Source organism: Mesorhizobium sp. WSM4829 (assembly GCF_055811475.1).
The window spans coordinates 1-23,427 of record NZ_JBVVQJ010000061.1 but is presented as its reverse complement, the minus strand read 5'-3'; the positions used below and the strand labels follow the sequence as shown (position 1 = coordinate 23,427).

General features: G+C 58.3%; 19 protein-coding genes and 6 pseudogenes. 20 read left to right on the top strand and 5 right to left on the bottom strand.

The genetic code is table 11. From position 1 onward, the window contains the following. A pseudogene (locus AC0L17_RS32565) lies at positions 1-255 on the top strand (ATP-grasp domain-containing protein); the annotation flags it as partial. A gap of 274 nt (positions 256-529) precedes the next feature. On the opposite strand, the pseudogene AC0L17_RS32560 reads toward AC0L17_RS32565, so the two are convergent. From AC0L17_RS32560 to AC0L17_RS32550, 3 genes and pseudogenes are all read right to left on the bottom strand, one after another. Continuing rightward, positions 530-755 (bottom strand): annotated as a pseudogene (locus AC0L17_RS32560) (IS481 family transposase); the annotation flags it as partial. Between the two features lie 40 nt (positions 756-795). Beyond that, the gene (locus AC0L17_RS32555; protein WP_473518767.1) at positions 796-1,077 is read right to left on the bottom strand and encodes a hypothetical protein; all 282 of its coding nucleotides are present in this window, start codon (positions 1,075-1,077) and stop codon (positions 796-798) included. A gap of 126 nt (positions 1,078-1,203) precedes the next feature. Further along, entirely contained in the window at positions 1,204-1,569 is a 366-nt protein-coding gene (locus tag AC0L17_RS32550) for a hypothetical protein (protein WP_473518766.1), read from the bottom strand. A 930-nt stretch (positions 1,570-2,499) separates the two neighbouring features. Between AC0L17_RS32550 and AC0L17_RS32545 the strand changes: the two are divergent. From AC0L17_RS32545 to AC0L17_RS32475, 15 genes and pseudogenes are all read left to right on the top strand, one after another. Continuing rightward, positions 2,500-3,177, top strand: a pseudogene (locus AC0L17_RS32545) (helix-turn-helix domain-containing protein). A gap of 342 nt (positions 3,178-3,519) precedes the next feature. Next, entirely contained in the window at positions 3,520-4,521 is a 1,002-nt protein-coding gene (locus tag AC0L17_RS32540; RefSeq protein WP_473518765.1) for a succinylglutamate desuccinylase/aspartoacylase family protein, read from the top strand. Positions 4,522-4,591: 70 nt separating this feature from the next. After that, entirely contained in the window at positions 4,592-5,845 is a 1,254-nt protein-coding gene (locus AC0L17_RS32535; protein WP_473518769.1) for a methylaspartate ammonia-lyase, read from the top strand. A gap of 15 nt (positions 5,846-5,860) precedes the next feature. Then, entirely contained in the window at positions 5,861-7,012 is a 1,152-nt protein-coding gene (locus tag AC0L17_RS32530; protein WP_473518764.1) for a CaiB/BaiF CoA transferase family protein, read from the top strand. A gap of 133 nt (positions 7,013-7,145) precedes the next feature. After that, complete coding sequence (locus AC0L17_RS32525) at positions 7,146-8,060, top strand: HpcH/HpaI aldolase/citrate lyase family protein (RefSeq protein ID WP_473518763.1); 915 nt, start codon at positions 7,146-7,148, stop codon at positions 8,058-8,060. A gap of 163 nt (positions 8,061-8,223) precedes the next feature. Continuing rightward, the gene (locus AC0L17_RS32520) at positions 8,224-9,150 is read left to right on the top strand and encodes a LysR family transcriptional regulator (protein WP_473518762.1); all 927 of its coding nucleotides are present in this window, start codon (positions 8,224-8,226) and stop codon (positions 9,148-9,150) included. Positions 9,151-9,344: 194 nt separating this feature from the next. Then, a complete protein-coding gene (locus tag AC0L17_RS32515) occupies positions 9,345-10,778 on the top strand; it encodes an NAD-dependent succinate-semialdehyde dehydrogenase (RefSeq protein ID WP_473518761.1) in 1,434 nt (477 codons plus the stop codon). 6 nt (positions 10,779-10,784) lie between these two features. Next, positions 10,785-12,329 (top strand): fumarate hydratase, encoded by a 1,545-nt coding sequence (locus AC0L17_RS32510; RefSeq protein WP_473518760.1) that lies wholly within the window; start codon positions 10,785-10,787, stop codon positions 12,327-12,329. Between the two features lie 69 nt (positions 12,330-12,398). Beyond that, positions 12,399-12,896: an Lrp/AsnC family transcriptional regulator gene (locus tag AC0L17_RS32505; protein WP_473518759.1), complete on the top strand. Its 498-nt coding sequence runs from the start codon at positions 12,399-12,401 to the stop codon at positions 12,894-12,896. 148 nt (positions 12,897-13,044) lie between these two features. Then, a complete protein-coding gene (locus AC0L17_RS32500; RefSeq protein WP_473518758.1) occupies positions 13,045-13,344 on the top strand; it encodes a multiubiquitin domain-containing protein in 300 nt (99 codons plus the stop codon). A gap of 68 nt (positions 13,345-13,412) precedes the next feature. After that, positions 13,413-13,760, top strand: a complete 348-nt coding sequence (locus AC0L17_RS32495; protein WP_473518757.1) for an E2/UBC family protein — start codon at positions 13,413-13,415, stop codon at positions 13,758-13,760. Further along, positions 13,757-15,097 (top strand): HesA/MoeB/ThiF family protein, encoded by a 1,341-nt coding sequence (locus tag AC0L17_RS32490; RefSeq protein WP_473518756.1) that lies wholly within the window; start codon positions 13,757-13,759, stop codon positions 15,095-15,097. Before AC0L17_RS32495 ends, AC0L17_RS32490 begins: the two co-directional genes overlap by 4 nt. 260 nt (positions 15,098-15,357) lie before the next feature. Beyond that, positions 15,358-15,552: pseudogene (locus AC0L17_RS32485) on the top strand (ubiquitination-like system serine protease family protein); the annotation flags it as partial. Positions 15,553-16,294: 742 nt separating this feature from the next. Then, positions 16,295-17,701 (top strand): aminotransferase, encoded by a 1,407-nt coding sequence (locus AC0L17_RS32480; protein WP_473518755.1) that lies wholly within the window; start codon positions 16,295-16,297, stop codon positions 17,699-17,701. Positions 17,702-18,645: 944 nt separating this feature from the next. Continuing rightward, entirely contained in the window at positions 18,646-19,371 is a 726-nt protein-coding gene (locus AC0L17_RS32475) for a LuxR family transcriptional regulator (RefSeq protein WP_473518768.1), read from the top strand. Positions 19,372-19,949: 578 nt separating this feature from the next. Here the strand turns inward: AC0L17_RS32475 and AC0L17_RS32470 are convergent. Continuing rightward, on the bottom strand, positions 19,950-20,216 hold the full coding sequence (locus AC0L17_RS32470) for a hypothetical protein (protein WP_473518754.1): 267 nt from the start codon (positions 20,214-20,216) through the stop codon (positions 19,950-19,952). 110 nt (positions 20,217-20,326) lie between these two features. Here AC0L17_RS32470 and AC0L17_RS32465 point away from each other — a divergent pair, with 110 nt between their 5' ends. Beyond that, positions 20,327-20,563 carry a helix-turn-helix transcriptional regulator gene (locus tag AC0L17_RS32465; protein ID WP_473518753.1) on the top strand — a complete coding sequence of 79 codons (237 nt, stop codon included), beginning with the start codon at positions 20,327-20,329 and terminating at the stop codon, positions 20,561-20,563. A 400-nt stretch (positions 20,564-20,963) separates the two neighbouring features. Here the strand turns inward: AC0L17_RS32465 and AC0L17_RS32460 are convergent. After that, positions 20,964-21,068: pseudogene (locus AC0L17_RS32460) on the bottom strand (OmpW/AlkL family protein); the annotation flags it as partial. 85 nt (positions 21,069-21,153) lie between these two features. Between AC0L17_RS32460 and tnpA the strand changes: the two are divergent. The 3 genes and pseudogenes from tnpA to tnpC all read left to right on the top strand — a co-directional run. Then, the gene (tnpA, locus tag AC0L17_RS32455) at positions 21,154-21,561 is read left to right on the top strand and encodes an IS66-like element accessory protein TnpA (protein WP_473518752.1); all 408 of its coding nucleotides are present in this window, start codon (positions 21,154-21,156) and stop codon (positions 21,559-21,561) included. Beyond that, positions 21,558-21,905 (top strand): IS66 family insertion sequence element accessory protein TnpB, encoded by a 348-nt coding sequence (gene tnpB, locus AC0L17_RS32450; RefSeq protein WP_473518751.1) that lies wholly within the window; start codon positions 21,558-21,560, stop codon positions 21,903-21,905. The genes tnpA and tnpB overlap by 4 nt, the downstream gene beginning before the upstream one ends. Before the next feature lie 96 nt (positions 21,906-22,001). Beyond that, positions 22,002-23,354, top strand: a pseudogene (tnpC, locus tag AC0L17_RS32445) (IS66 family transposase); the annotation flags it as partial. Between the last annotated feature and the right edge of the window lie 73 nt (positions 23,355-23,427).

Here is a 23,427-nt window from a genome sequence, read left to right as displayed (position 1 = left end):
CTCGATTGGATCGACAACGGCAGTCTGGCCGCTGCTGTACCAGGTGTCGCCGAGGTCAAATTCTATGTTGAACCCAACACGCCTATCGTCAGGAAAGGTGATTACCGAGACTCTCTCGGATGTGTCATGGCCGTTTCGCCCAACCTTGCTCAGACCGAGGCGATACTTCAGCGTGCCGTCGAGTTGGTTAGTTGGTCAATCACACCATTTCCGAGTGCTGATGAACAGGAACAGCCTGCAGCCCCTTACCCCTAGCGCAGTTAGGTAGCGCGGAGCGGATGGAGTGTGAATCGTTCGGGCTCTTTTTTCCAGGCCTTGCAGATGATCGATTCCGTTGCGAGCACAAGCCATCTCGAAGGCATGAGCGCGGAAGTGTTGCTTGCGTCATTTCCTTGATCTCGGCAGTGCTCCAACTCTCACCACCTGGATCCACGAAGTTTATGCTCTTAGGTGAGAACGCTGTGGATCCTCTTTATGGGACGCCAGGAAGTCGGCCGCGACGCGGGTAGGTGCTTTCTCGTCAGTTCGTGAAGGGAAATCTCGAGGGTCGGCCAATGGCTACGAGGAGATAGCGCCTACCTTCAGCGGTGCGGCCTCAGCGATGTCAACGTGGAATAGCCAATCGAATAGGCCTTGAATTCTGCTATATTCCCTTGCCGTCTTCCACGTCGCCGCGAGATGCTGTGACGTCGAAGGCAACGATGAGGTGATGAGCGGATGAGATGCGGGATGGTCGCCTGAGGGGCATAGAGGCAACGTTGTCGGCCGAATTGAGAAACTGACCCCCCTATTGCCTCAGCGAGGAATGTTACCGAGCGCGATAGGGCCGACATTGCCCCTATCTCCCTCCGTCGCGGCTGAGGGAGATAGGGGCCAGCTCTTCATCCAACCGCCATCGAGGATGATCCCAGCCATTTCCATGCGCCAGGCCTTCACAAGCCGTTGCACCATTCTCAGGTTCCTTTCCTTGAAGCGCGACGGGTCGATCTTTGTCAGGCGTTGCAACACACTTGCTGCCGAGAGCGCCAGCTCTTCCTTGAGCCATGCCTTGATCTGCGTCTCGAACGGCTCGTACATGCTGGGTCTCTTCGGATAGAGTTTGGTTCGCCGATGCGGCGCCGATGCGTTGGTCGTGTCTCGCCGCTCTTCCAGGCCGTCTTCCGATTCGCGGCGAAGCGCTGGAGATCGATAACCGCCGGCTCCTCAATCTTCGCATTCAGGCCACGACGAATCGACCGGCCGTCCAAGCTCCTCCTGCGCGGCGCGGATACCAGCAAACAGCAGCACGGGATCGGCAGTTTCCATCATCGCCTGTAGCTGCTGCTTGTTGGCCTCGGCCACACCCGGATGTGTAAGGACACGGGCCGCAGGCGGAACTGGCGGATGATAGCGCGTGATCACACGAGCGCCGATCCGCGTCTTCTCCTGAAGCTTGAATGACGGCTGGAACAGATTGCCGTAAAGCCGCACCACAGCATAAAGTTGACCAAGGACGGCGGTCGCCTCCGCGCCGACAAACCGACCATACCCCACCAGACGACGCACGATGGCGCCGTTCTTCTGCTCCACATGCGGTTGATCATTCTTTCGATAAGCGCGAGAGCGCGTCCCTTCCAGTTCCTCGCTGCGGCACTAGGAGACGACGAACTCGTTCATGAAGGCGCTGTCGTTGTCGAAGTCCACACCCAGCAGGGGGAAAGAGCGAGCTGGCCTGCTTGATCGCCACGATCACGTTGCCGCTGTCGCGCGTGCGGACCGGAACGCATTCGGTCCAGCCCGTGGTAATGTCGGTCAACACCATCGTCTGCACCGAAGCTCCCCGACGAAGATGTGCCGGAATGCGCCACGAAATCGACCTCGACGTAACCGGGCGGCGGATCATTCCAGTCCCCGAAGGTGCGCACCGGCACCGATCGGCGAACCGCCGAACTCATTCGCCGACGCTGGCCGCCGCGAGCCACAACACATACCTCCGCCAAAAGCCGATCCATGGTCGCCGGGCTCATCGTCAGTAGCTTGCCGCGAAGAGCGGCATCGAGCTCTAGCCGGCCATGCCGTTCAAGCTGGCAACAAGACAGGTATCAAAGGCCGCAGCCGTTTGGAACACAGCCGCTCCGATGCCTCCCACAACACCACCCAGCGCTTCGCGAACATCGCCGCCATAGCGAAGTGTGCCTCTTGTTGCCGGGTGTCTTCGACGCGCGATGACGGAGCACTCGGATCGCATGCTTGCGATGATAACCGGTCACCGCGACGAACTCATCGAGGATGAGGCGCTTATCGCTTCGGCTCCCCGACCGATATCGCTCGACAATTGCTTCCACCAATTCCGACCGTGTCGCCATGCTGATCCGCCTTGCCATCCATCCTCCGAATCGGGATGACAACACCTGACAATGCCATTCGGAACAGCGACACTATTGGTAATATTTTGCTTGAGGCAATGCGCCCCTTGACGAAATGAAGAACTGACCCCCTCGGTTATGAGGGGAGGCATGGATGACGATTGGGATTTCGGCGATTCCTGCATTGTCGAGAACGATGCAGGGAGAGGAGATGCTTCGGCCTGAAGAGATGGCAGCGATGCTGCGGCTGCATGAGCTTGGCTGGGGAGCGAAGCGACTGACGAAGGAATTCGGGTGCGCGCGCAACACGGTGCGTCGGTATCTGCGCGAGGGCGGGACTGTTCCGTTTCGCAAGCCTGTGCGGCGGACCGCGTTTGCGAGGTGCGGTTCAACGTGCGGCTGCACGCCTTTGCCCGCTACTGGGGATTTACTCCGCGGGCTTGTGCGCCCTGCCGGGTGCGTACGAACGCGGGGTCGGCTACGTCAGGCGCAATGCGATTGCCGGCGCCGGTTCGAGAACTGGGCGGCGTTCGAGGCGCATCTGGACCGGTGGACGCGCGAGATTGCTGATCAGGGTCTGCATGGCACGACCGGCGTGGCTCCTGCGGAGCGCTTTGCCGAAGAGGCCGTGGCGCTTCGCCCTCTCGGCGGACGGGCGCCGTTCGGGCAGCTCCGGGATCTCGTGCGCAAGGTCCAGGCAGATTGCGCAATCGACCTGATGACGCGGTGGCGGAGGCTCGTGCTCGACTACGAGAAGCGCATCGACGTCTCTCACGCCATGATCCTCGTCGCTATGGGCGGCAATCTTATCCGCAGAAACGCTCATCCCTGAATTTCAAAACGGACCCTTAGCCCTCGACCGGTGATGAAGCGCTCCAACGTCTCCACAAGCTTGCAAGATCCCTGAGGGCTGGCCTGTGTGGCGGGCAAGTACGCTGTCGGTGCTAGGTCTACGGAGGGGAGGCCCGCTATTCGCCACGGTTCCAGTTCTTCCTTGGAACATCGGAGCAGCGGTAGTTCCACCAAGCCGGGCGGCGGCCGCCATCTAAGAACGCGATGGTACCGTCCGGGACATTATATTGGCGAATTGAAGACCGGCTGGCGCATACTTGTGCAGACCGAGAACCGCAATCCCGCCGCCTAGGTCGCCCGTTACTTACAAATAGGTTGAACAATGAGCAAAGCACCACATCTTACGTTCGATCCTGATACGCCCGGCTTGAGCACGGGGTATCTTGTTGTCCCGGGAGGTACCGACCGTGGGGAGCTTTCACTCCCGGTCTTCAGTCTCAATAATGGAGAGGGGCCGCGTCTTCTTGTCACCGGCGGAAATCATGGCAATGAATTGGAGGGGCCAATTGTTGCGCGACGGCTTATTAAGTGGCTGCCAGAAGCGCAAATCTGTGGGCGAGTCATCGTCCTACCGGTGCTTAATCCATTGGCCGTGGAGGCACGGAGCCGCAATACTCCCCTCGACGGGTTGAACCTCAATCGCGTTTTTCCGGGCCGCGCCGACGGGTCAGTGACTGAACGAATCGCGGATGCGGTTTCGCGCGTATTGTTGCCAATGGCCGACATCGTATTTGACCTGCACAGCTTCGGACCAACGTGGCATTTCCCACCGGCGGCCACGACGCACCCCATTGCCGATCCCGATCTCATGGCCAGGACGGTGAGAATGGCCGAAGCGTTCAAATTGCCATTGACATTAGTCTGGCAACACAACGACACGGCTGGAATGTTTGATATCACGGCCCAAAACCAGGGCAAGGTATTCGTTTGCACTGAATTCGGCGGCGGCACGGTCGGCGCGGACAATCTCGCGATCTGCGAGGCTGGAGTGCGCAACGCGCTCATCGCGCTCGGGCTGATTGAGGGAAAGGCCGAGTATCCGACTTTCCGTCAACAAAAGTCCGGACAAACGCTCGAAACGCGCCCGTCCGATGAGTTGAAATCGCCTGCGGCGGGCATCTTCGAACCTCGCTGCTCGGTGCTGGATGAAGTGAAGCAGGGAGGTCTCATAGGTATCCTGCATCCGATAGATTCGCTGTCCGCCGAGTCCATTGATATCCGCGCGCCCGAAACCTCCATCGTCTTGGCCGTAGCATCAGGGGCGCATGTCGACGCCAACAAAGTGGTGGCGCTCGTTGCGCGGCCGCTGAAGATCTACCAATAAGGCAGCTTGCGCCCTCGCGTGCCACTAGTGGAACCATTTCAATCCCGTCCGGGTGAGTCGAGTGACCGAATTGCAGATCAAAGACGTCCTCCTTGCGCCTGGCAACGGCGCATTCTTCTATGACGATCAAGCTGCCATAGGCTCGGGCGCAACCCAGGACGGCTTCATCTATGTCGGCGAACCGACAACGCCTGGGTTCAATTCAATTCGCATTCCAGCATCTTCGCTCAGTATCGGGCTGATCCTCGCCGACGAAACCATTGTTTGGGGCGACATGATGAACGTGCAGTACTCTGGTGCTGGCGGGCGCGATCCTGTGTTTGAAACCGCTCAAATCTCGGATTTGACGTCGCGCGTTGTGGTGCCCCGGCTTCTCGATGCCGATGCTTCTCGTTACCTTGATGCCTGTGCGACGGTTCTCGAGCCTTGCGAACATAAGCGGCTACCTCTCGCTATTGAGTATGGCGTAAGCCAGGCGCTCCTTCGCGCAGCGGCTCATCTTCAACGCAAGACAATGGCGGAGATCATATGCAGTGAATTTGATCTACCGCTGCCAATACGTAAGGTCCCGATTTACTGCCAAAGCGGTGACGCTCGCGAAATCAATGTCGACAAAATGATCCTGAAGGCGGTGGATGTGCTTCCCCATGGCCTGATCAATTCACGGCAGAAATTCGGCCAAGGCGGCCAGACTTTCCTTGACTTCGTCAAGTGGGTTGCAAAGCGCACGCGCGAACTCGGCCGCCCGGGGTATCATCCGGTGCTTCATTTCGATGTGTACGGCTGGATCGGCCAGGAAATCGGTCTGGAGCCGCAAAGCATTGCCGATTTTATCTGCAAGGTTGCAGATACCGTCCCGGATTCCTTGCTCAACATCGAGTCTCCTGCGGATTTTGGGTCGACGCAAGCGCAGATTGAGAACTACGCCAAGATAGTATCTATTTTGGACAACCGGGGTTCCAGCGCACGCATTGTCGTGGATGAGAGATGCAATACGCTTGAAGATGTTCGGCTCTTTGCAGAAGCCAAAGCGACGCATCTGGTCCAAATCAAGACACCCGATATCGGCACAATTGTCGATACGGCGCGCGCCGTTCTCATCTGCAAGGAGAATGGGGTAGGGGCATATGTTGGAGGAAGCTGTACCGAGACAGATCTCTCCGCCCAGGCCTCTGTCCACGTATCGGTGGCAACCCAGGCCGACATGATGCTTGCGAAGCCCGGAATGGGTGTCGATGAGGCATATTCCATCGTCGGGAACGAGCAAAACCGATTGCTGGCGATGCTGAACCGTCGTCGAGTTCGAGCCAAAAACGTTGGATGAGAGGCGCGGTGTCGCATGCAGAACTCTCTTGAGGGGATCACTGTCGTAGCCGTGGAGCAGGCCGTGGCCGCGCCTTACGCCTCGTCTCGGCTCGCGGATGCCGGTGCCCGGGTGATCAAGATCGAACGGCCCGAAGGGGACTTTGCCCGAAGCTACGACAAGTTGGTCCGAGGGCAGAGTGCTTACTTCGTCTGGCTTAATCGGGGTAAGGAATCGGTGTGTCTGGACCTGAGGTTGGAGGCGGATCGCGAGGTCCTCGACACGCTCATTGCCGCTGCTGACGTCTTTATCCAGAATCTGAAGCCGGGCAGCATCGAAAAACTAGGCTTCGGGTCTGCTGACCTGCGTTGCCGATTTCCGCGCCTGATAACCTGTGACATCTCGGGTTTCGGTGACAAAGGGCCTTATTCACACTTGAAGGCCTATGATCTCATCGTCCAGGCCGAAACAGGTCTATGTGCGATCACAGGCAACCAACAAGGGCCCGCGCGTGTCGGGGTCTCGGTCTGTGACATCTCAGCGGGCATGACAGCGCACAGCGCCATTCTTCAGGCGATGTATCACCGCGAGGTCACCGGCGAAGGGACCAGCATTCAGGTGTCACTGTTCGATGCTGTCGCTGACTGGATGAATGTTCCGGTTCTGCAAAACGACTATAGCAACTACCACACGGAACGCGCCGGTGTGAAACACCCGTCACTGGCGCCGTATGGCGCCTATCGTTGCGCCGATGGCAAGGACATCATCTTTTCGGTTCAGAATGATCGCGAATGGGTGAATTTTTGCGAGAAGTTCCTCAAGCAGCCGGAACTTACACGCGCACTTGGTTTTGCCGATAATATGGAGCGCCTCAGTCACCGTGCGCAACTTGATAAGATCATTGAACGGCGGTTCTCTGAACTATCCTGCCAGGGAGCAATGCAGGAGCTTGAGGCGGCCGGACTGGCATATGGCCGACTGAGCGAAGTGGCGGATGTTTCAAAACATCCACATGTCCGCAGAGTCGAGATTGGCACGCCTGAAGGAAGCGTAGAGACGATCGCGCCGGCGGCAATTTTCAATTATGAGCAGCCCTCGCTACGCCCAGTTCCGGCTCTTGGCGCTCATACCCAGGCTGTCCGCGAGGAGGTCCTGGGGCTTCTGCGCGACAGAGCCGCATCAGCATGAGAGCGCGTCCCGGCAAGGTGAGTGCGCACGCGATTTCCAAAGAGCCTGTGTCCCTCCGGTCATCTCGGTGTATCGGCCGCCAAGAGTACTCACTGGCACCGCCCTCGCTAAAACCGGGCGCAGAGGGGACTTCATGATCAAGGACACCTGGGCGGCCATTGGAAGCGAGATATCTGTACCGCGCTGGAGATCCCTGCTCTTCGTTCCCGCTCACGTTCCGCGATATGTGGAGACGGCGCGTAAGCGGGGTGCAGATGGCGTCATTCTCGACTTGGAGGATTCCGTTCCTCAGGATCAGAAGGGTGAGGCACGGCGACAACTTTCTAAATCCGTGGCAAAGGTCGCGGGCGAGCGCACCTCTGTTTTGGTCCGCGTGAATCGTGGTTTCCGCGCGCTGGCGGCCGATCTCGATGCAGCCGTCATGGCAGGCGTCGATGCACTTGTTCTTCCGAAGACGGATTCGGCGGAGTTGGTTCTAGAGATCGCGAATGCAGTTTCAGAACTTGAAGGGGAAAGAAATCTTCCGCTGGGACGCATCCGGTTCCTTGCCCAGATCGAGACCCCGGGCGCCTTGCAACGGCTCGCGGCCATTGCGTTGGCGCATCCCAGGATGGTCGCAATGGCACTCGGTCCCGAAGACTTCAGTGCCGCTGTCGGCGGCTCCCCTGAGTTCGACCTTCTGTTGGCGCCGAACCTTTCTGTTTTGTTTGCCGCCCGTGCGGCCGGCTTGCTCCCACTGGGCTTCGTAGGGAGCATCGGCGAGTTTTCGGACACTCATAAACTTCGTGAAGCCGCGACGCGTGCGCGGCGGCTTGGCTTTGTTGGAGCTTTGGCGATCCATCCGACACAAGTGGCCATATTCAATGAGGCTTTCTCGCCAAGCGCACAAGAACTCGAGTGGGCCCATCGTGTCGTCGCGGCGCAAACCGATTCCTCGGCGCGGGGCAGAGGTGCTTTCGCCTTGGACGGAAAGATGGTCGATGCACCGATCATTCGAAGGGCTCGTGAAATCATTGCCTTGGGCCCGCAAGCCGAGCTGGAGGTTTGAGACCTTCGCCAACTGATGCGCCCGGACGAGACATCACAAAAAAGCCCCGGCCCTCCAATTGCCTCGCCAGAGGGTCTCTGCAGCATGGCACAATTATTGCTGTCGCGCCATCGCATTTCGAGATAGATTACATAAATTGGAGTTGGCCCTCGGAAGAGTACCGGTGGAAATCAGGCAGTTAAGATATTTCGTCGGCGTGGTCGAAGCAGGCAGTTTTACGAAGGCCGCTGGTTTCCTTAATGTCGCCCAGAGTGCGCTGAGCCTGCATGTGCGTCAACTGGAGGAAGGCTTCGGCACTCAGCTGCTGATACGCGACAGAACCGGCGTCAGCGTCACTGCGTCAGGAGCCAAATTGCTCGAGCGGGCACGGGCGATCCTCAACGAAATTCGACTTACTGAGGTGGAATTGACCAACACAGCCGCTTCCCCTGCCGGGGAGGTGACTATTGGCATTCCGTCTGGAGCTGCTCGCGTCTTAAGCGGCCCGCTGCTTGAGTCGGTGAGAAACGAATTGCCCAAGGTGTCCCTCAGGATGGTCGAAGGCATGACTGGACCGCTAGAGGAGTGGATGGCTGCTGGACGCTTCAATCTGGCCGTTCTTTACCGCACCGCGGACAGTGTGGGGCGAATGACGGTGCTAGCGCGCGAAAACCTTTGTCTGGTGGTTCCGTCCGGCGCGCCACCCTTCGAAGACGCGATATCTCTGGCGGACTTGCATGCATTTCCGCTTGCGGTTCCCATGCACAATAATAACGTCAGACGTTCGGTGGCTGACGTCGTCGCACAACACGGTTGCGCACTGGACGTCAAGTTTGAAGTGGACTCGCTTTCAACGATCATCAACATGGTGATAGACGGAAAAGCTCATTCTATCCTCGCCCCGTCGGCCGTCCAGAAAGAAGCCTCTCAAGGGCTGGTCCGAACGGTCAAGATTGTCGATCCGGTGATTACCCGCAACGTTATGCTTGCTGTAAATCCGAAGGATGAGCGGTCTGCGGCCGTCTCCGCAGTCCGCAAGCTCATTCCTAAGGTCGCCAGAGAGTTAATAGAGAGCCGGGCCTGGGCAGCATCGGCTCCTGACGCGACCTGATAGGCGCCGATCTAAAAGGACAGCCCAGACCTTTTTCACCATTGGAACAGATCGATCTGGATTCCAGATGGATTTCCGCAATATTCGATATTTGACCCGCCGCGACCATCGCGATGAAACTGGCTCAAGCGAGTTCACCTGTTTCGATCGAAACGGCGCTCGTATGGCCAGAATTCAGACAAGTGGAGCCCGCGATGTCCGACGCCAGGAGCTACGAGCTCTTCATTAACGGCAAATGGCGAGCCGGTGGTAGCCGAGCCACATTGCCGGTGATCAACCCGGCGACTGAGAAGGTATTTGCCTCGGTAGCCTCGGCGACGGTGTCGGATCTGGATGAGGCCCTCGCTTCGGCAGAGCGCAGCCGCAGGGCGTGGTCCGCACGTCCTGCGAAAGAGCGCGGTGAAATTCTCATGGCCGCCGCCATTATCTTGGCAGAGAACATTGGAGCCGCAGCCAGGGATTTGTCCGCCGAACAAGGAAAGACGGTCGCAGAAGCAACAGGTGAATACTCGCGCTCCGTCGAAACGCTGGAATGGAACGGCAAGCATGCCGACGAGCTGTCGGCCCCGATTCCGTTGGGCCCGAAGAGGATGATCGTCCCGGAGCCGCTCGGTGTCGTTGCTGCGTTTACGCCATGGAACTATCCTGCCGTTCTAATGGCCCGCAAGCTCGCCCCCGCGCTTGCGGCAGGCTGCTCGGTAATCCTCAAAGGGGCTGAGGAGACACCCAGCGCGGCTGCCCATATCGTAGAAGCGTTGCGCCAAGCGGGTATCCCGGACGGCGTGGTCAATCTCGTGTTCGGTGTGCCGGTGCATATATCGCGGCATTTGCTCAGTTCGCCAATCGTGAAGGTCTTGACTTTCACTGGCTCAACGGCTGTTGGAAAACAGCTGGCTACGCTTGCCGCGAATAACTTGCAGCGTTGCATTCTTGAACTCGGTGGACACTCCCCGGTCATTGTGTGCGAAGATGCCGACCTGGCAAGGGCGATACCGGCTATTTCGGAATATAAGTTCGAGTGCGCGGGGCAGAGCTGCAATGCGCCCAGCAGGATTCTTGTCGCTCGTTCTCTCTATGAGGAATTCTTGTCCCGGATTACGGATGCGGCTCGCAAGATCAAGATCGGGCTACCAAACGACCCTGCAACGGACATGGGCCCGATGGCGAACGGGCGACGAATCGAGGCCATGCAGCGCCTGATCAAGGATGCGGTCGAACGCGGCGCCCGCATCGAGACCGGTGGCACCCGGCTCGACCGACCGGGCTTCTACTGGCCGCCAACCATCCTGACGGGCGTACCGAAGGAAGCGAGAGTGCTGCATGAAGAGCCGTTCGGACCGATCCTCACGATTGCGCCCTTCGACACTTTAGATGAGGCCATCGAGGAGGCCAACGCCACTGACTATGGCTTGGCCGCTTACTTCTTCACGGGCGCTGCCGATGCGCAACGAAAGCTGACCAATAGTCTTTCGGCAGGCGCTGTCAGTGTGAATTACCTGAAAGGGGTTTCCGCGGACGCGCCTTATGGAGGCGTCAAGCAAAGCGGCTATGGATATGAGGGCGGCGAGCAGGGGGTGCGAAGCTTCCAAATCCTGAAAATGGTGAATGGCCTCGGCTCATTTGGATGAATTTTAGTGAATAAACGAACACGGACCATAGCCGGCAAGGACATCACAAGGAGCGTCGCCGACGCGCTTCAGTACATCTCGTACTATCATCCTCCAGATTATATCCGGTCTCTTTCGCAGGCGTACGCGCGCGAACAGAGCCCAGCGGCGAAGAACGCCATCGGACAGATTCTGCTGAACTCCCGCATGGCGGCCTTTGGCAGGCGCCCGATCTGCCAGGACACCGGCCTGGTGGTGGTCTTCGCGAAGGTCGGCATGGACACCCGCATCAAATCAACGGTCAGTTTCGCGGACCTTGTGAATGAGGGCGTCCGTCAGGCCTATCTCGACCCTGACAATCCCCTTCGGGCATCGATCGTTGCCGATCCGCTCGCCGCGCGAGTCAACACCCGTGATAACACGCCAGCAGTCGTCCACGTTGACCTTGTGCAAGGTAACCAGATTGAGATCACCATTGCCGCAAAAGGCGGCGGGTCAGAGAACAAGGCACGCTTTACCACCTTGAACCCCAGCGGGTCCGTTTCTGATTGGGTGGTTGACACAGTCTCGACGCTTGGCAGTGGGTGGTGTCCGCCCGGCCTAATCTCCGTTGGCGTCGGTGGTAGCGCTGAAAAGGCGATGCTGCTAGCCAAGGAGGCCATGAACCAGCCCATCGATATGGCGGAATTGATCGCCAGGGGGGCGTCAAGCGCAGAGGAGGCACTGCGGATTGAACTTTATGAACGGATTAACGCGCTGGGCATCGGCGCCCAAGGCCTTGGTGGCCTGACGACAGTCGTCGATGTCAAGGTTGCGACCTATCCTACCCATGCGGCGTCCAAGCCCGTGGCACTCATTCCGCAATGCGCCGCTAACCGGCACCTGAAGTTTAACTTGGACGGCTCCGGACCAATCAGTCTGGAGCCGCCCGACTTGCGCGAATGGCCGGACATCGGAACGGACGAATTGAGTCCAACTGGCGTGCGACGGGTCAAACTTGATACGCTGACCAAGGAAGAGACGGCCTCGTGGCGCTGCGGGCAAACGCTCCTGTTTTCCGGAAAGATGCTGACAGGCCGTGACGCCGCCCACAAGCGAATGGTCGAGTTGATCGACGCCGGCAAGCCGCTTCCGTTCGATCTGCAGGGACGCGTTATCTACTACGTTGGACCCGTGCGCGCCGTGAGAGATGAGGTCGTCGGACCAGCTGGCCCAACAACCTCCAGCCGCTTGGACGATTTTATGCACAAGGTGCTCGCCGAAACCGGGCTTTTCGCGATGGTGGGCAAAGCGGAGAGGGGACGGGCGGCCATCGAGTCGATCGTAAGATACAAAACGCCGTATCTCATCGCAGTAGGGGGGGCTGCCTACCTGATATCAAAATCGATCAAATCAGCGCGGCTCATTGCCTTCCAAGACCTGGGCATGGAAGCAGTCTATGAATTCGAAGTGCAGGATATGCCTGTCATCATGGCTGTCGATGTTGAAGGGAACTCCATTCACAATTCCGGGCCTCTTGAGTGGCGTAAGCGCATGGCGGCGGACAGCATCGCACGGAACATTGGCGTTTGAGCCTTCCTGGCACGGGCTCGGTTGGTTGGTAACGATCCATTGTCGGCAACGGCTTTAAAGCACAAGGTCATGAAATCGAAACCCAATCCTGTGCGCCTGGACGCCTGGGATCTCCGGATTCTCTCAGAGATTCAGTCAGACGGTCGGATTTCAAAAAGCGAGCTTGCGAAGCGCGTTCATCTTTCGGCGTCGGCCTGCTCGGAGCGGCTCCGTGCACTCGAGGTCGCAGGGATTATTGAGGGCTTTTACGCGCGGCTGAGTCCGGCCCTCATCGGCGGCGTCGTCTTCGTAATGGTGGAGGTCGTGCTGGATCGTCACCGCCTCGAGGACCAAAGACACTTCGAGACTGCGATTCAAGAATTTCCGGAAATCCTGGATTGCTGGGCCATCGGGGGGCGGATCGATTATCTGATGCGCGTCGCAACCCTTTCCATGGCTACCTATCAGGATTTCATGGAGGGATTGCTGCAGGCAGGACTAGGGATCGATCAATATTATAGCCTTGTCGTGACCAAACCCGTGAAATCCAATGCGCCGATTCCCTTGTCTTCACTAAGGCAACGGTAAAGTCCCCACGCCCTTGGTGTCCACGGGAGTGGATCTTCATTCCGCGAATTCCGTGGCTAAACACGCGCGTTCCCGTGAAACACAAAGGGACGCTTCCCGTATAAGAGGCGGCTGGTCGGCGTCCCCCTCAAACAAACGCGGCAAGAGGATGATGCGCCTGAGCAACCTGGAAATCGAGCAATTGCGAGAGGGATCGAAGCCTATGGCTCCGAAAGAGAAGTTCAAATTCAAAATCGAAAACGAAAATTACGAATGGGACAGCCGGTTCATAACCGGCGCTGAAGTGCGAGGCGTAGGCCCTAGCATACCAGATAGCATGGACCTTTATCTGAAAAGGCCGGGCCAGCCCGGTCAGCCGGTTGGGCGTGGTGACTCAATCGATTTGCTGCCTCCGGGGATTGCAAAATTTTACGCCCAGGATGCTAGTTCCGAAGCCGGAAATGAATAAATGCCTCTGTTGTTCGACTCTGACTACAAGATACTGCAATTCCAAAGCCGCTATCCGTCTCAATCAAGATGCCAGATCAATGGCTTGCGGATAGTTCACGGTCGACGATTTATCTGGCAGATGGAAAGCCCACAGGCGCGATAGATATCTTGTATGTTATTCCGCAGAATTACAATAGCTCGGGTGGCGACATGTTCTGGGTCCACCCACGCCTCCAACGGGCTGACGGCAAGCCAATACCAAATACTGGCGGGCCTGGTCCCAATGAGGATTCGCGTACGCACAACGGGACAGTGTTTTGCCGGTGGTCCAGACACTGGCATAAAAATCCTTGGAAACCAAAGGTCGACGACGTCCAGACTATTATTGACCGGATCTCGTGGGCGTTTAAGTACCCTGACGCGAGGCGCTCATGAACGGACATCGGATTTCGATTGCCGGTTCTCTCGACAATAGGCTCAAGAGCTGGTTGACCGGGCACCCTGATGGTGACGAGCGCGGCGCGCTGGTTCTCTTCCGCAAAATGGAGAGAACTGTACTGGGTCTGCCGCCGTCAGCGCGTTTCGTGGCTGTTGACGTGATTGAGATGGATGGCGACTGGGTGCTGGACAGTTCCCCGGTGCACTTGCGCATTAATCTGCGCAAGTTCCAGGATATCTACTTTCGTTGCGAGCAGGAGCGGCTCGAACTGGGGTTCGCCCATAGTCATCCAAGGTGCGTTCTGGATTTCTCGACCAAGGATGATCAAAACGAACAAAGCATTCTGAGGGGATACGCTGGCTGCAACGGCCCTGAGGTGTCACTAGTTGCGATGATTTTGGCCGACGGACATTGGCGTGCGAGAGTTCGGCCGGGTGCGGCCCCTCACCGCGTGACTGACGTCCGGCATGCTGTGTGCTCGGGACGGAGCTCGCAGTTAACAATCAGCAAGACAGGCGATGCTGCGCCATCGGAAGTGCTAAGGCGCCAAGAAGCTGCCTTTGGCGAACCATTCAACGAGAAGCTCAGATCGTTGCGCGTAGCAATCGTCGGAGGAGGCGGAACCGGGTCTTCAGTCGCCACACTCATTGCCCGCGCGGGTGTTGGCGAACTCATCATTATCGATGGCGATTTGCTCGAAGATAGCAATCTCAACCGCGTCCGCGGATATCGCCGTTGCGATGTAGGGGAGAGCAAAGCTGCCACTTTAGCCCGATACATACGAAATCTGGGCCTGATGGTGACTGTCGTTGCCATTGAGGCGTATGTGAACGAGTCTCCAGAAGCGGTCGATGCGATTTCCAGCGCCGACCTGGTGTTCGGCTGTACTGACGATGTCGCTGGAAGAGAAGTTCTCAATCAAGCAGTGTACTATTACTGCCAAGGGCTTGTCGACTGCGGGCTCACCGGCACGATTGGTCTTGACCAGGAGCGTCAGCCGTACTCACGTGACCATAGAGGCCAGGTTAGCATAGTTCTTCCCGAATCCGGTGGGTGCTTAAGATGCCAAGGCGTCGTCACCGACGAAAAGCTCAGTTACGAGAGTGCACTGAAGGCGCGTCCGAATCTGGTGGAGCTGGATCCAGAGACGCTCCGGGAAGAGTACTATCTGGTCGGGGGCGGGGAGCGGGCGCCCGGAGTCGGGCCCTTCACCAGTGCGACTGCCGACATGGCCGTAGCGACATTGTTTGATATGGTGCGCCACTATCGGCGGCTTCCGAGCGACATTCGCCGCGACGATATATGGTACGACTTCGTGCATATGGTAATTTAACAGCAATATGCCAAAGGACAACGCAGATTGTTTTTGCTGCGGTCCACATGGTTTATTGCTCGCGCCGGAGAATGGCTACCGGCTCAGCATGCCGTCACTCGGCAAGCTGTGTTAATTCGCATGTGGTCTTGGCTGTTAAGATTCTTTCTCGGCCCACGCAGTCCACAAACATCCGAGGACCGAAATCCTTCTGAGGCACCCCTCGCGGACATATTTTTCGCGCGCAGTGATGTGGTTGAAAAACGCCTACGAATCACACGGTTCGGCCGGGACAGTTCATCAGCGTCGTGCACAAAGGCCGACCGTACTGGGCACTCTTTAGGTGCCCCTGTGGGTGTGGCGATGTGGTTTCGTTACCAACGCATCCGCCACATAACCCCAGGTGGCGCATTGAGGTGAGCGTGGAGGGCCGGCCAACGTTGAATCCCTCTGTTTGGAGAACCAAGGGTGCCTAAGCCATTTCTGGCTTAACGACGGAAGAGTCTACTGGTGTGAAGATACCGGTGTCGAGCCGTGGCGAGCCCGACCAGACGTATATGCAAGAAAACCTAAAGCACGTCCTGGAGCCGACGACGCGTTTGCGTGTAACGAGCGCCACTGCTGGTGATGCAATCCACTTTGATCAGGTCGATGATACAAGAGCGAATCTTGGATGGCGGTCTTGTAGGCTCCGGCTGAGGGCATGTTGGTGGGGCAGCACGTTAGAACGCGCCGCATCCGTTGTTCGCAGGGCGGATATCCGCGCGTGGACGCCGCGTCAGCCGACCTGGTTCCAGTTTCCATGCGCACAAGGCTCAATCATCGGGCTGGTTAATGCGCGCAGCATAAAGACATCACACTGGGCGAGATGGTTGGAGCGGCATAGACCGAGCGGTCGACGCGGATGGATCCCGGACTTCTGGGCGACTGGCTGCTTAGGCAGTAGGTGCAAAAGTCTCGTTGTGGAGAACGGCGACGCATTCCTCACCTATGTCGCGCAAGTTCTGTGATTACCTTGTGTCAGCACGACGGCCTGGGGGTCCGCTCATTGGCTAAGGTACACCCCCCCAAGCCTGATTTCCACGGCATCTGATCCCGATTCCGCGAATTCATCGGCCAAAAACGTGCATTCCCGCGAAACTCAAGAGATGTTTCCGGTATACTGCTAACGAGCTGGCCGGCCTAATGCCTCTGCCATTGTATCGCGAGGAGAGGGACATGCGCTTGAGCAATCTGGGAACCGAGCAACTGCGAGAGAAGGATAGAAGCTTCGTCTTCCATCCTTCTACGCATCTGGCCAAGCACACCCGAGGCGAGACGCCAAATAGGATTATCGCCGGTGCGGAGGGCGTCTATATCTGGGATACCGAAGGCCGAAGGAGCCTCGACGGTTTCGGAGGGCTCTACTGCGTCAACATGGGATATGGATGCACAGAGATCGCCGACGCCATTGCCAGGCAAGCACACGAATTGCCGTTCGCGCACGTCTATGCCAGCCAAGGTACGGAGCCCGTCGCCCTTTTGGCAGAGGCCGTGGTCGAGTATTTCGGACGGAACATGCGAAGGGTCTATTTCGGCCTCTCCGGTTCCGATGCGAACGAAACCAACATCAAGCTGGTGTGGTATTATAATAATATCCTCGGCCGGCCCGAAAAGAAAAAGATCATCTCCCGAAATCGCGGCTATCACGGATCTGGGCTGGTCACCGGTAGCCTGACCGGCCTTGCCTTCTTTCACAATTTCTTCGACCTGCCTTTGGACTTGGTGCGCCATACGACGACGCCGCACCATTATAGGCAGTCGCATGACGGGGAAAGTGAGCAAGCGTTCTCCAGGCGCTGTGCCGATGAGCTTGAAGCCTTGATCCTGGCCGAAGGACCGGAAACGGTTGCAGCTTTTATCGGAGAGCCGGTACTTGGGACAGGAGGTATTGTGCCGCCCCCCACAGGGTACTGGACGGCGATTCAAGGCGTGCTCGACAAATACGATATCCTTCTAATCGCCGATGAAGTGGTCTGCGGCTTCGCGCGAACTGGCGAGAAGTTCGGTTCCCATCTGTATAACATGCGTCCGGATTTTGTGACCGTCGCCAAAGGTCTGAGTTCCGCCTACCTCCCCATCTCCGGGTCGATCATTGGCGAGCGTGTCTGGTCGGTTTTGGAGCAAGGTACTGAGAAGCACGGCCCACTCGGTCATGGCTGGACATATTCGGGTCACACACTTTGTGCTGCAGCCGCGCTCGCCAATATTCGACTGCTTAAAGAAAAGAATATCTTGGAGCATGTCCGAGATGTCGGACCGTATTGGCAAGACCGGATGAAGGCCGAGCTGGCGGGACATCCTATCGTTGGTGAAGTTCGTGGAGTGGGTATCCTGTCCGCAGTCGAGATGATGCGGAACCCAAAACAAAGGATACCATTTGAACCCAACCTTCAGGTCGGTATGCGCACTGCAGCTGCTCTCTTTGAGAATGGTGTCATCGGACGGGCGATGCCGCATGGCGACATCCTCGGCTATGCGCCACCTCTGATCATTACCCGAAAAGAGATCGACATCATTGTCGACGCGACAGCGAAGTCGGTCGATACGACCTATCGCGCGCTGAAGGCCGAGGGTGCCTTATGATCTTGCGAGCGCGGGGGAGGGAGTCCCCAGTTAGCCATGTCCCAGTTAGGAATGTGATGATGCCATCGAATGAAGAACTCTGCACGTGCCAGGCGTCGACATCTGGCTGTCGTTAGCGCGACCCTCCTTTGGTGACGCTGGGTTTAACTGCGTCCTACTGCGCCGAGCAGACCGAAACTGTTGTCCAGATATCTGATCCTGAGCATGCACCGCACTACTTCAGTCACAATTTGTAACCGACTCAGTTCTGCCGCCGCTGTCCTGTTGCCCAACGACCAGGGCCTCTGTGCGGCACGCCCTGCCGGTGTACCTCCCCGCCGGCGGGGCGCCCTTTCTGACCCACCCCATCAGGATCATTATGGCCCGTCCGGAATCGGGACTTGCTAAAGATGATCTGCATGTTTGGATGCCGATTGAGCTTAGGCGCGACTTTACACCATTGCAGCGGGCCACGGCCGCCGGTTCCATAGCGCTGCAACGCAGAAAATATTTTCCCTCACACATGTCAACGGTGTTGAGAGGATCTGCCGGTCAATGTAAGAAAGTATCACAACGACTGCGTTCCGGGCGCCGGGGTGGGGATGACCGGCCTGTCCGAATTTTCATGCTCGTGCCGACCCAAGTTCCTACCGCAAGAACTGGGTCAATGATGGCTTTGGCCAGCGCAGGATGATTTCTCCTGTTTGGATGGTGCAGGGGCGGTCATGATTTCATCCATGGAGATTCTCTGGTTGAGCTATTGAAAGGTCCTGAAGCGTCTGCCAGACGGCCATTGAACGAGCCCAGCGTGATGGGATGATCGGCGAAGATCGTAGTGTGGCAGCATTTGTAGCCTGGTCAGCCCAGCGACGCCCGCGAAGTCAATTACGTTTGTCGGGCCATACACGACGCAGCCGGAAGGCGTGCAGAAAGAGGAAGAATCGAGCGCGACGATGACGAGGAACATGCCACTTGTTTTCGAGACATTCCTTGAAAGACTGTCACAAAGTGTCGATGAGGCAGATTTCCGGGATGCCATGGCCGAGGCGGCCGCAAGACTTGACCTACTCTCCTTTGCCTACCTGTCCTTGCCATCACGACCTTCCGGCAAGCCGAGGCTAATTTCGAATTATCCATCTCGCTGGACCAGACAGTATCTGGAAAAGCGGTATGAGAAACTGGATCCTGTGGTTTTGCGTGCTCGAAATGGCGGCTGCCCGTTTCAGTGGGGATCGAATTTGTGCGGTGCTAAGATGACGCCGGCTCAACAGCAGCTGTTCGATGAGGCGGCTCAATTCAGCATCCGCTGCGGTTTGACGATCCCGATTGTCGATCTACGCGACCGCATTGCCGCTGTTACTTTTGCCGCCGATGAGCCTCGTCCGGTATTTCTTCGGGTCGCTGAGCGATATGAACAAGCTCTTCAGCTGATTGCGACTTGTTTTCATCGTTGCGTTCGCCGCAAACTGCCGGGCGATCGAACAGTGGATGGGATTCTGCTGACATCCCGCGAATATGAGTGCCTACGTTGGGCAGCGCGCGGTAATTCTGCCTGGGTGACCGGCCGCATCTTGGGCATCAAGCCGCGCACCATCGCTTTTCATTTGGACAATGCCAAGAAGAAGCTAGGCGTGCGCACCCAAAATCAGGCCATAGCCCTTTTGGGGTCAGAAGGGTCCTCAATTCTCTGAGAAGTTTTGATCCGCTTGTGCTCGGGCCCCTTCGGTGGCGCGCATTTGTATCCGGTGTCGACTGGATGCTAAGACCTTCTGTTCCGCGGGCTCGGTTAGGCGCGGTGCAGCCGTATTCTTCCAGTCCACGTCGGTCTCGCAGTCCAAGTGCTCAAGTTGGTGTTTCGTCGCCGACGAGCTAGTCGCGCGTCGCATCGTTTACGAGGATAGCGCGTCGGATACGTGCCGACTCAAGCTCGAACCGTCGGTTCAGGCGCGGGGCTATTCGAATATACGGCTTTTAGCGAAGACCTGGGCACTTCTTAGTCGAGTATCGGTACGGGGTGGCATTTCGATGACGTGCTTCTCCCGTTACTACCTATCCAGACGGAGCGGAATCCTTTTGTCACGTCAGACCCTCCGAGTTGCCAAAAACCCGATTCCTATGAACCGAAATTGTGGTTGCCACCGGGTCTTTTCTGCAGCCACTCGACGTCTGTCCTGCAGGTCCCGATCAGCCGCCGCCGAGGGCGGCCGCAGGCTGACCACTAGCTGCCACAGGAATTGCGTGCTTGAATAACCGAGCACTGCGCAATTTGTCAGCTGGCGAACAATTCCTTGTAGCCGGTCGTCACCATCCAGTTCGCGCGGTCGAGATGACTGCGAAGCGCCTTCTTGGCGCGCTCCGGTTCAAGTGCCGGATCAATGCCGAGGATCAGATGGGCCATTTCCTCTTCGGGTGCCTCATCGGCTGAGGCGTCCAGGAGCCTCATGTAAGTGGTAAAGTGCGCCTTGTCGTAGGCGGTAAGGCCTTCAGACCAAGGAACCTCGTCGGCAATCGGGGTATTCGATCCAGGGTGTACCATCGCTAATTCTATCTCCCGATAACGGTCCCCGAGAAGCCCTCCGTCCTCTAAATGGGGATTACATAATATAGTTGATAAACTCAAGCTGCGCATTCCGCTGGCTTGCGTGCATGGACATGCGCAAGTTGGTTGGACGGAATGTGCAGAGGATCAGGCAACGGAAGCGTCTGACGCAGGAACAGCTTGCCGAAATTTCCGGGTTCAGTCAGCAGTACATCAGCGGCTTGGAGAAAGGCCGACGAAATCCAACGATCATCACGATCTATGAACTCGCATTGGCCCTCGGTGTCAGCCACATCGATCTGGTTCGGCCCGACAAACAGGCTGACACCACGATTTCCAAATAGTCGCTGCACGGCTGCGCGCCTGACCGCCCGCGTCGGCTCCTCTGAACCGAATCCCTTCGTCGGCGGAAGAGTTGATCCAATATTGGCCATTGGCTTCGCGCCGCCGGCGTGGTGCCTTTCTCGCTGCCACCGCCAAGCTGGTGACGACCTGTCTCGGTGCCCCTCGTTCGAAGGCGAATTGGAAGCGTCGTTCGATCTGCCTGACCGCATTCCGGCAGGTCTTCTGAACGCCGCTGTTGGGGATAGCAAGCCTTTGTCTCGGACTCAATAACCCACGGTAGCGCTTAACTGCAGGCCTCAAGCACGGGGACAACAGAGATGAGTGTCTCTCCGGGTCGCCACGAAAAAAGGGCGCACGAGAGCGCCCTTGACGTAGCTCGGCTGCCTAAAGCCTTTGCTATCAAAAACGATAGGTGACACCTCCGCCTATCAGCCAAGGATCGAGCTCGGCCTTCCCGGTCAGCTTCGCGCCAGACACTGTGACATCAAAGTCTGGCTTCAAGTATCCATCCGGCGGAGGCCGTCTTGCGTGATTGAGGGGGTTCGTCGGAATCTGCGACCTTAAGTCTATGCTTAAGGTCATGAGGTCGATGAAGATTGAAGTTTTGGGTGCCGAACGGCGCCGGCGCTGGCGGCATGAGGACAAGATCCGGGTCGTTGAGGAAAGCTTCGCGCCCGGTACTGTTGTTTGCGACGTGGCGCGGCGGCACGAGATTGCAAATAGCCTCTTGTTCAGTTGGCGACGGCAAGTCCGGGAGGGCCGTCTTGGGGGCGGCGGGGCGGAAACGGGATTTGTCCCGGTCACGATCAGCGAAGCGGATACGAAGCGGCCCGTGAGCGGCGACGTGGCCGCTAGGAGTGAGGCTAGCCCGCGGACTTCCCGCCGCGCCTGCGGGTTGATTGAAATCGACCTCGGTGATGGGCGCTGCGTTCGGGTGGACCGGACGGTGGATGCCGATGCGCTGGGTCGAGTTCTTGACGTTCTTGATCAGCGATGATCCCGGTTCCGAGCGGTGTTCGGGTATGGCTGGCGACCGGCCACACCGACATGCGAAAATGCTTCCCGTCCTTGGCTTTGCAGGTCCAGGAGGTTCTGAAGCGCGATCCTTTGGGCGGCCATCTGTTCTGCTTTCGCGGACGCAGGGGTGATCTCTTGAAGGTGATCTGGCACGACGGCCAGGGGGCATGCCTGTTCACCAAGCGACTGGAGCGAGGCCGCTTTCTGTGGCCGTCGCCTGCCGATGGCGCGGTAACGATCTCGGCGGCGCAACTCGGCTATCTGTTGTCCGGCATCGACTGGCGAAATCCGCAAGAAACGTGGCGTCCAACGTCGGTTGGATGAGATTTTGCCTTTGAAAATCGCCGGCGGTCATGATTCGCTCGGGTTGTGAACACCGCTGCCGATTCGCTGCCGTCCGACCTTGCCGCCGCCCACGCGATGATCCTGGCGGAACGTGCTGCGCGCATTGCGGCCGAGGCGGCGCGCTCCACCGACGCCGCCCTGGTCGCCCACCTTAAGCTAGAGATAGAAAAGCTGCGCCGCGAGCTCTATGGCAGCCGTTCGGAACGCAAGGCGCGGCTGCTCGAGCAGATGGAATTGCAGCTCGAGGACTTGGAGGCGGTGGCCAGTGAGGACGAACTGGCTGCCGAGAAAGCGGCGGCCCGGAGCCAGACGGTTCGCATATTTGAGCGCAAGCCGCCGTCGCGCAAGCCATTCCCGGAGCACCTGCCGCGTGAGCGGATCGTGATTGCCGCACCCGAGAGCTGCCCGTGCTGCGGCTCTCCAAAGTTGTCGAAGCTGGGCGAGGACATCACCGAGACGCTGGAGGTGATGCCGCGTCGGTGGAAGGTCATTCAGACCGTGCGCGAGAAGTTCTCATGCCGGGAATGCGAGAAGATAACGCAGCCGCCGGCGCCCTTCCACGTGACGCCGCGCGGTTTTGCCGGGCCGAACCTGCTGGCGATGATCCTGTTCGAGAAGTTCGGCCAGCATCAGCCGCTCAACCGCCAGAGTGAACGTTACGCCCGCGAAGGCATCGATCTGAGTGTCTCGACATTGGCCGACCAGGTCGGCGCCTGCGCGAGGGCGTTGCAGCCGCTCCACGAGCTGATCGAGCCCATGTTCTGGCCGCCGAGCGCCTGCACGGCGATGATACTACGGTGCCTATCCTGGCCAAGGGCAAGACCGTCACCGGCCACATCTGGACCTAGTCCGCGACGACCGGCCCTTTGGAGGCCGTGCGCCGCCAGCGGCGCTCTATTACGCCTCGCGCGATCGACGACAGGAGCATCCCGAGCGGCATCTTCGAGGCTTCGCCGGCATTCTACAGGCCGATGCCTACAGTGGCTACAATGCGCTCTACGATCCGTCGCGGACCCAGGGAGCGATCACGCCGGCGCTGTGCTGGAGCCACGCCAGACGTCAGTTCTTCGAGCTGGCCGACATCGCCGCCAATGCCCGGCGTGGTCGACAGGCGCCGGCATCTCGCCCATTGCCTTCGAAGCCGTCAAGCGCATCGACACGCTGTTCGACATCGAGCGCGCCATCGACGGCCTCGACGCGGAAGAACGCCTGCGCGTGCGGCAGGAACAGAGCCGGTCTCTGTTGACGGCTCTGGAAGCATGGCTGCGGGATGAGCGCTCGCGGCTGTCCCGCTCGGCCTCGGTCGTCAAGCCGATCGATTATCTGCTCAGGCGCAGGGACCGCTTTACCGGCTTCCTCGACGACGGCAGAATTTGCCTCACGAACAATGCTGCCGAGCGGGCGCTCAGAGGCTTCGCTTTGGGACGAAATTATGCTCAGGCCCGGATTATGCGCAGTTGGCCGAGGCGGATGTGGGCCAGTCGCCGTTTCCACCTCGGTG

Excerpts from the sequence above, each read along its gene's own strand:
- AC0L17_RS32465 (WP_473518753.1), top strand. The coding sequence starts at position 20,327 with ATGGACATGCGCAAGTTGGTTGGACGGAATGTGCAGAGGATCAGGCAA.
- AC0L17_RS32515 (WP_473518761.1), top strand. The coding sequence starts at position 9,345 with ATGTCCGACGCCAGGAGCTACGAGCTCTTCATTAACGGCAAATGGCGA.
- AC0L17_RS32480 (WP_473518755.1), top strand. The coding sequence starts at position 16,295 with ATGCGCTTGAGCAATCTGGGAACCGAGCAACTGCGAGAGAAGGATAGA.
- AC0L17_RS32470 (WP_473518754.1), bottom strand. The coding sequence starts at position 20,216 with ATGGTACACCCTGGATCGAATACCCCGATTGCCGACGAGGTTCCTTGG.
- AC0L17_RS32505 (WP_473518759.1), top strand. The coding sequence starts at position 12,399 with ATGAAATCGAAACCCAATCCTGTGCGCCTGGACGCCTGGGATCTCCGG.
- AC0L17_RS32525 (WP_473518763.1), top strand. The coding sequence starts at position 7,146 with ATGATCAAGGACACCTGGGCGGCCATTGGAAGCGAGATATCTGTACCG.
- AC0L17_RS32500 (WP_473518758.1), top strand. The coding sequence starts at position 13,045 with ATGATGCGCCTGAGCAACCTGGAAATCGAGCAATTGCGAGAGGGATCG.
- AC0L17_RS32555 (WP_473518767.1), bottom strand. The coding sequence starts at position 1,077 with ATGTACGAGCCGTTCGAGACGCAGATCAAGGCATGGCTCAAGGAAGAG.
- tnpA (WP_473518752.1), top strand. The coding sequence starts at position 21,154 with ATGAAGATTGAAGTTTTGGGTGCCGAACGGCGCCGGCGCTGGCGGCAT.
- AC0L17_RS32475 (WP_473518768.1), top strand. The coding sequence starts at position 18,646 with ATGCCACTTGTTTTCGAGACATTCCTTGAAAGACTGTCACAAAGTGTC.
- AC0L17_RS32540 (WP_473518765.1), top strand. The coding sequence starts at position 3,520 with ATGAGCAAAGCACCACATCTTACGTTCGATCCTGATACGCCCGGCTTG.
- AC0L17_RS32490 (WP_473518756.1), top strand. The coding sequence starts at position 13,757 with ATGAACGGACATCGGATTTCGATTGCCGGTTCTCTCGACAATAGGCTC.
- AC0L17_RS32495 (WP_473518757.1), top strand. The coding sequence starts at position 13,413 with ATGCCAGATCAATGGCTTGCGGATAGTTCACGGTCGACGATTTATCTG.
- tnpB (WP_473518751.1), top strand. The coding sequence starts at position 21,558 with ATGATCCCGGTTCCGAGCGGTGTTCGGGTATGGCTGGCGACCGGCCAC.
- AC0L17_RS32530 (WP_473518764.1), top strand. The coding sequence starts at position 5,861 with ATGCAGAACTCTCTTGAGGGGATCACTGTCGTAGCCGTGGAGCAGGCC.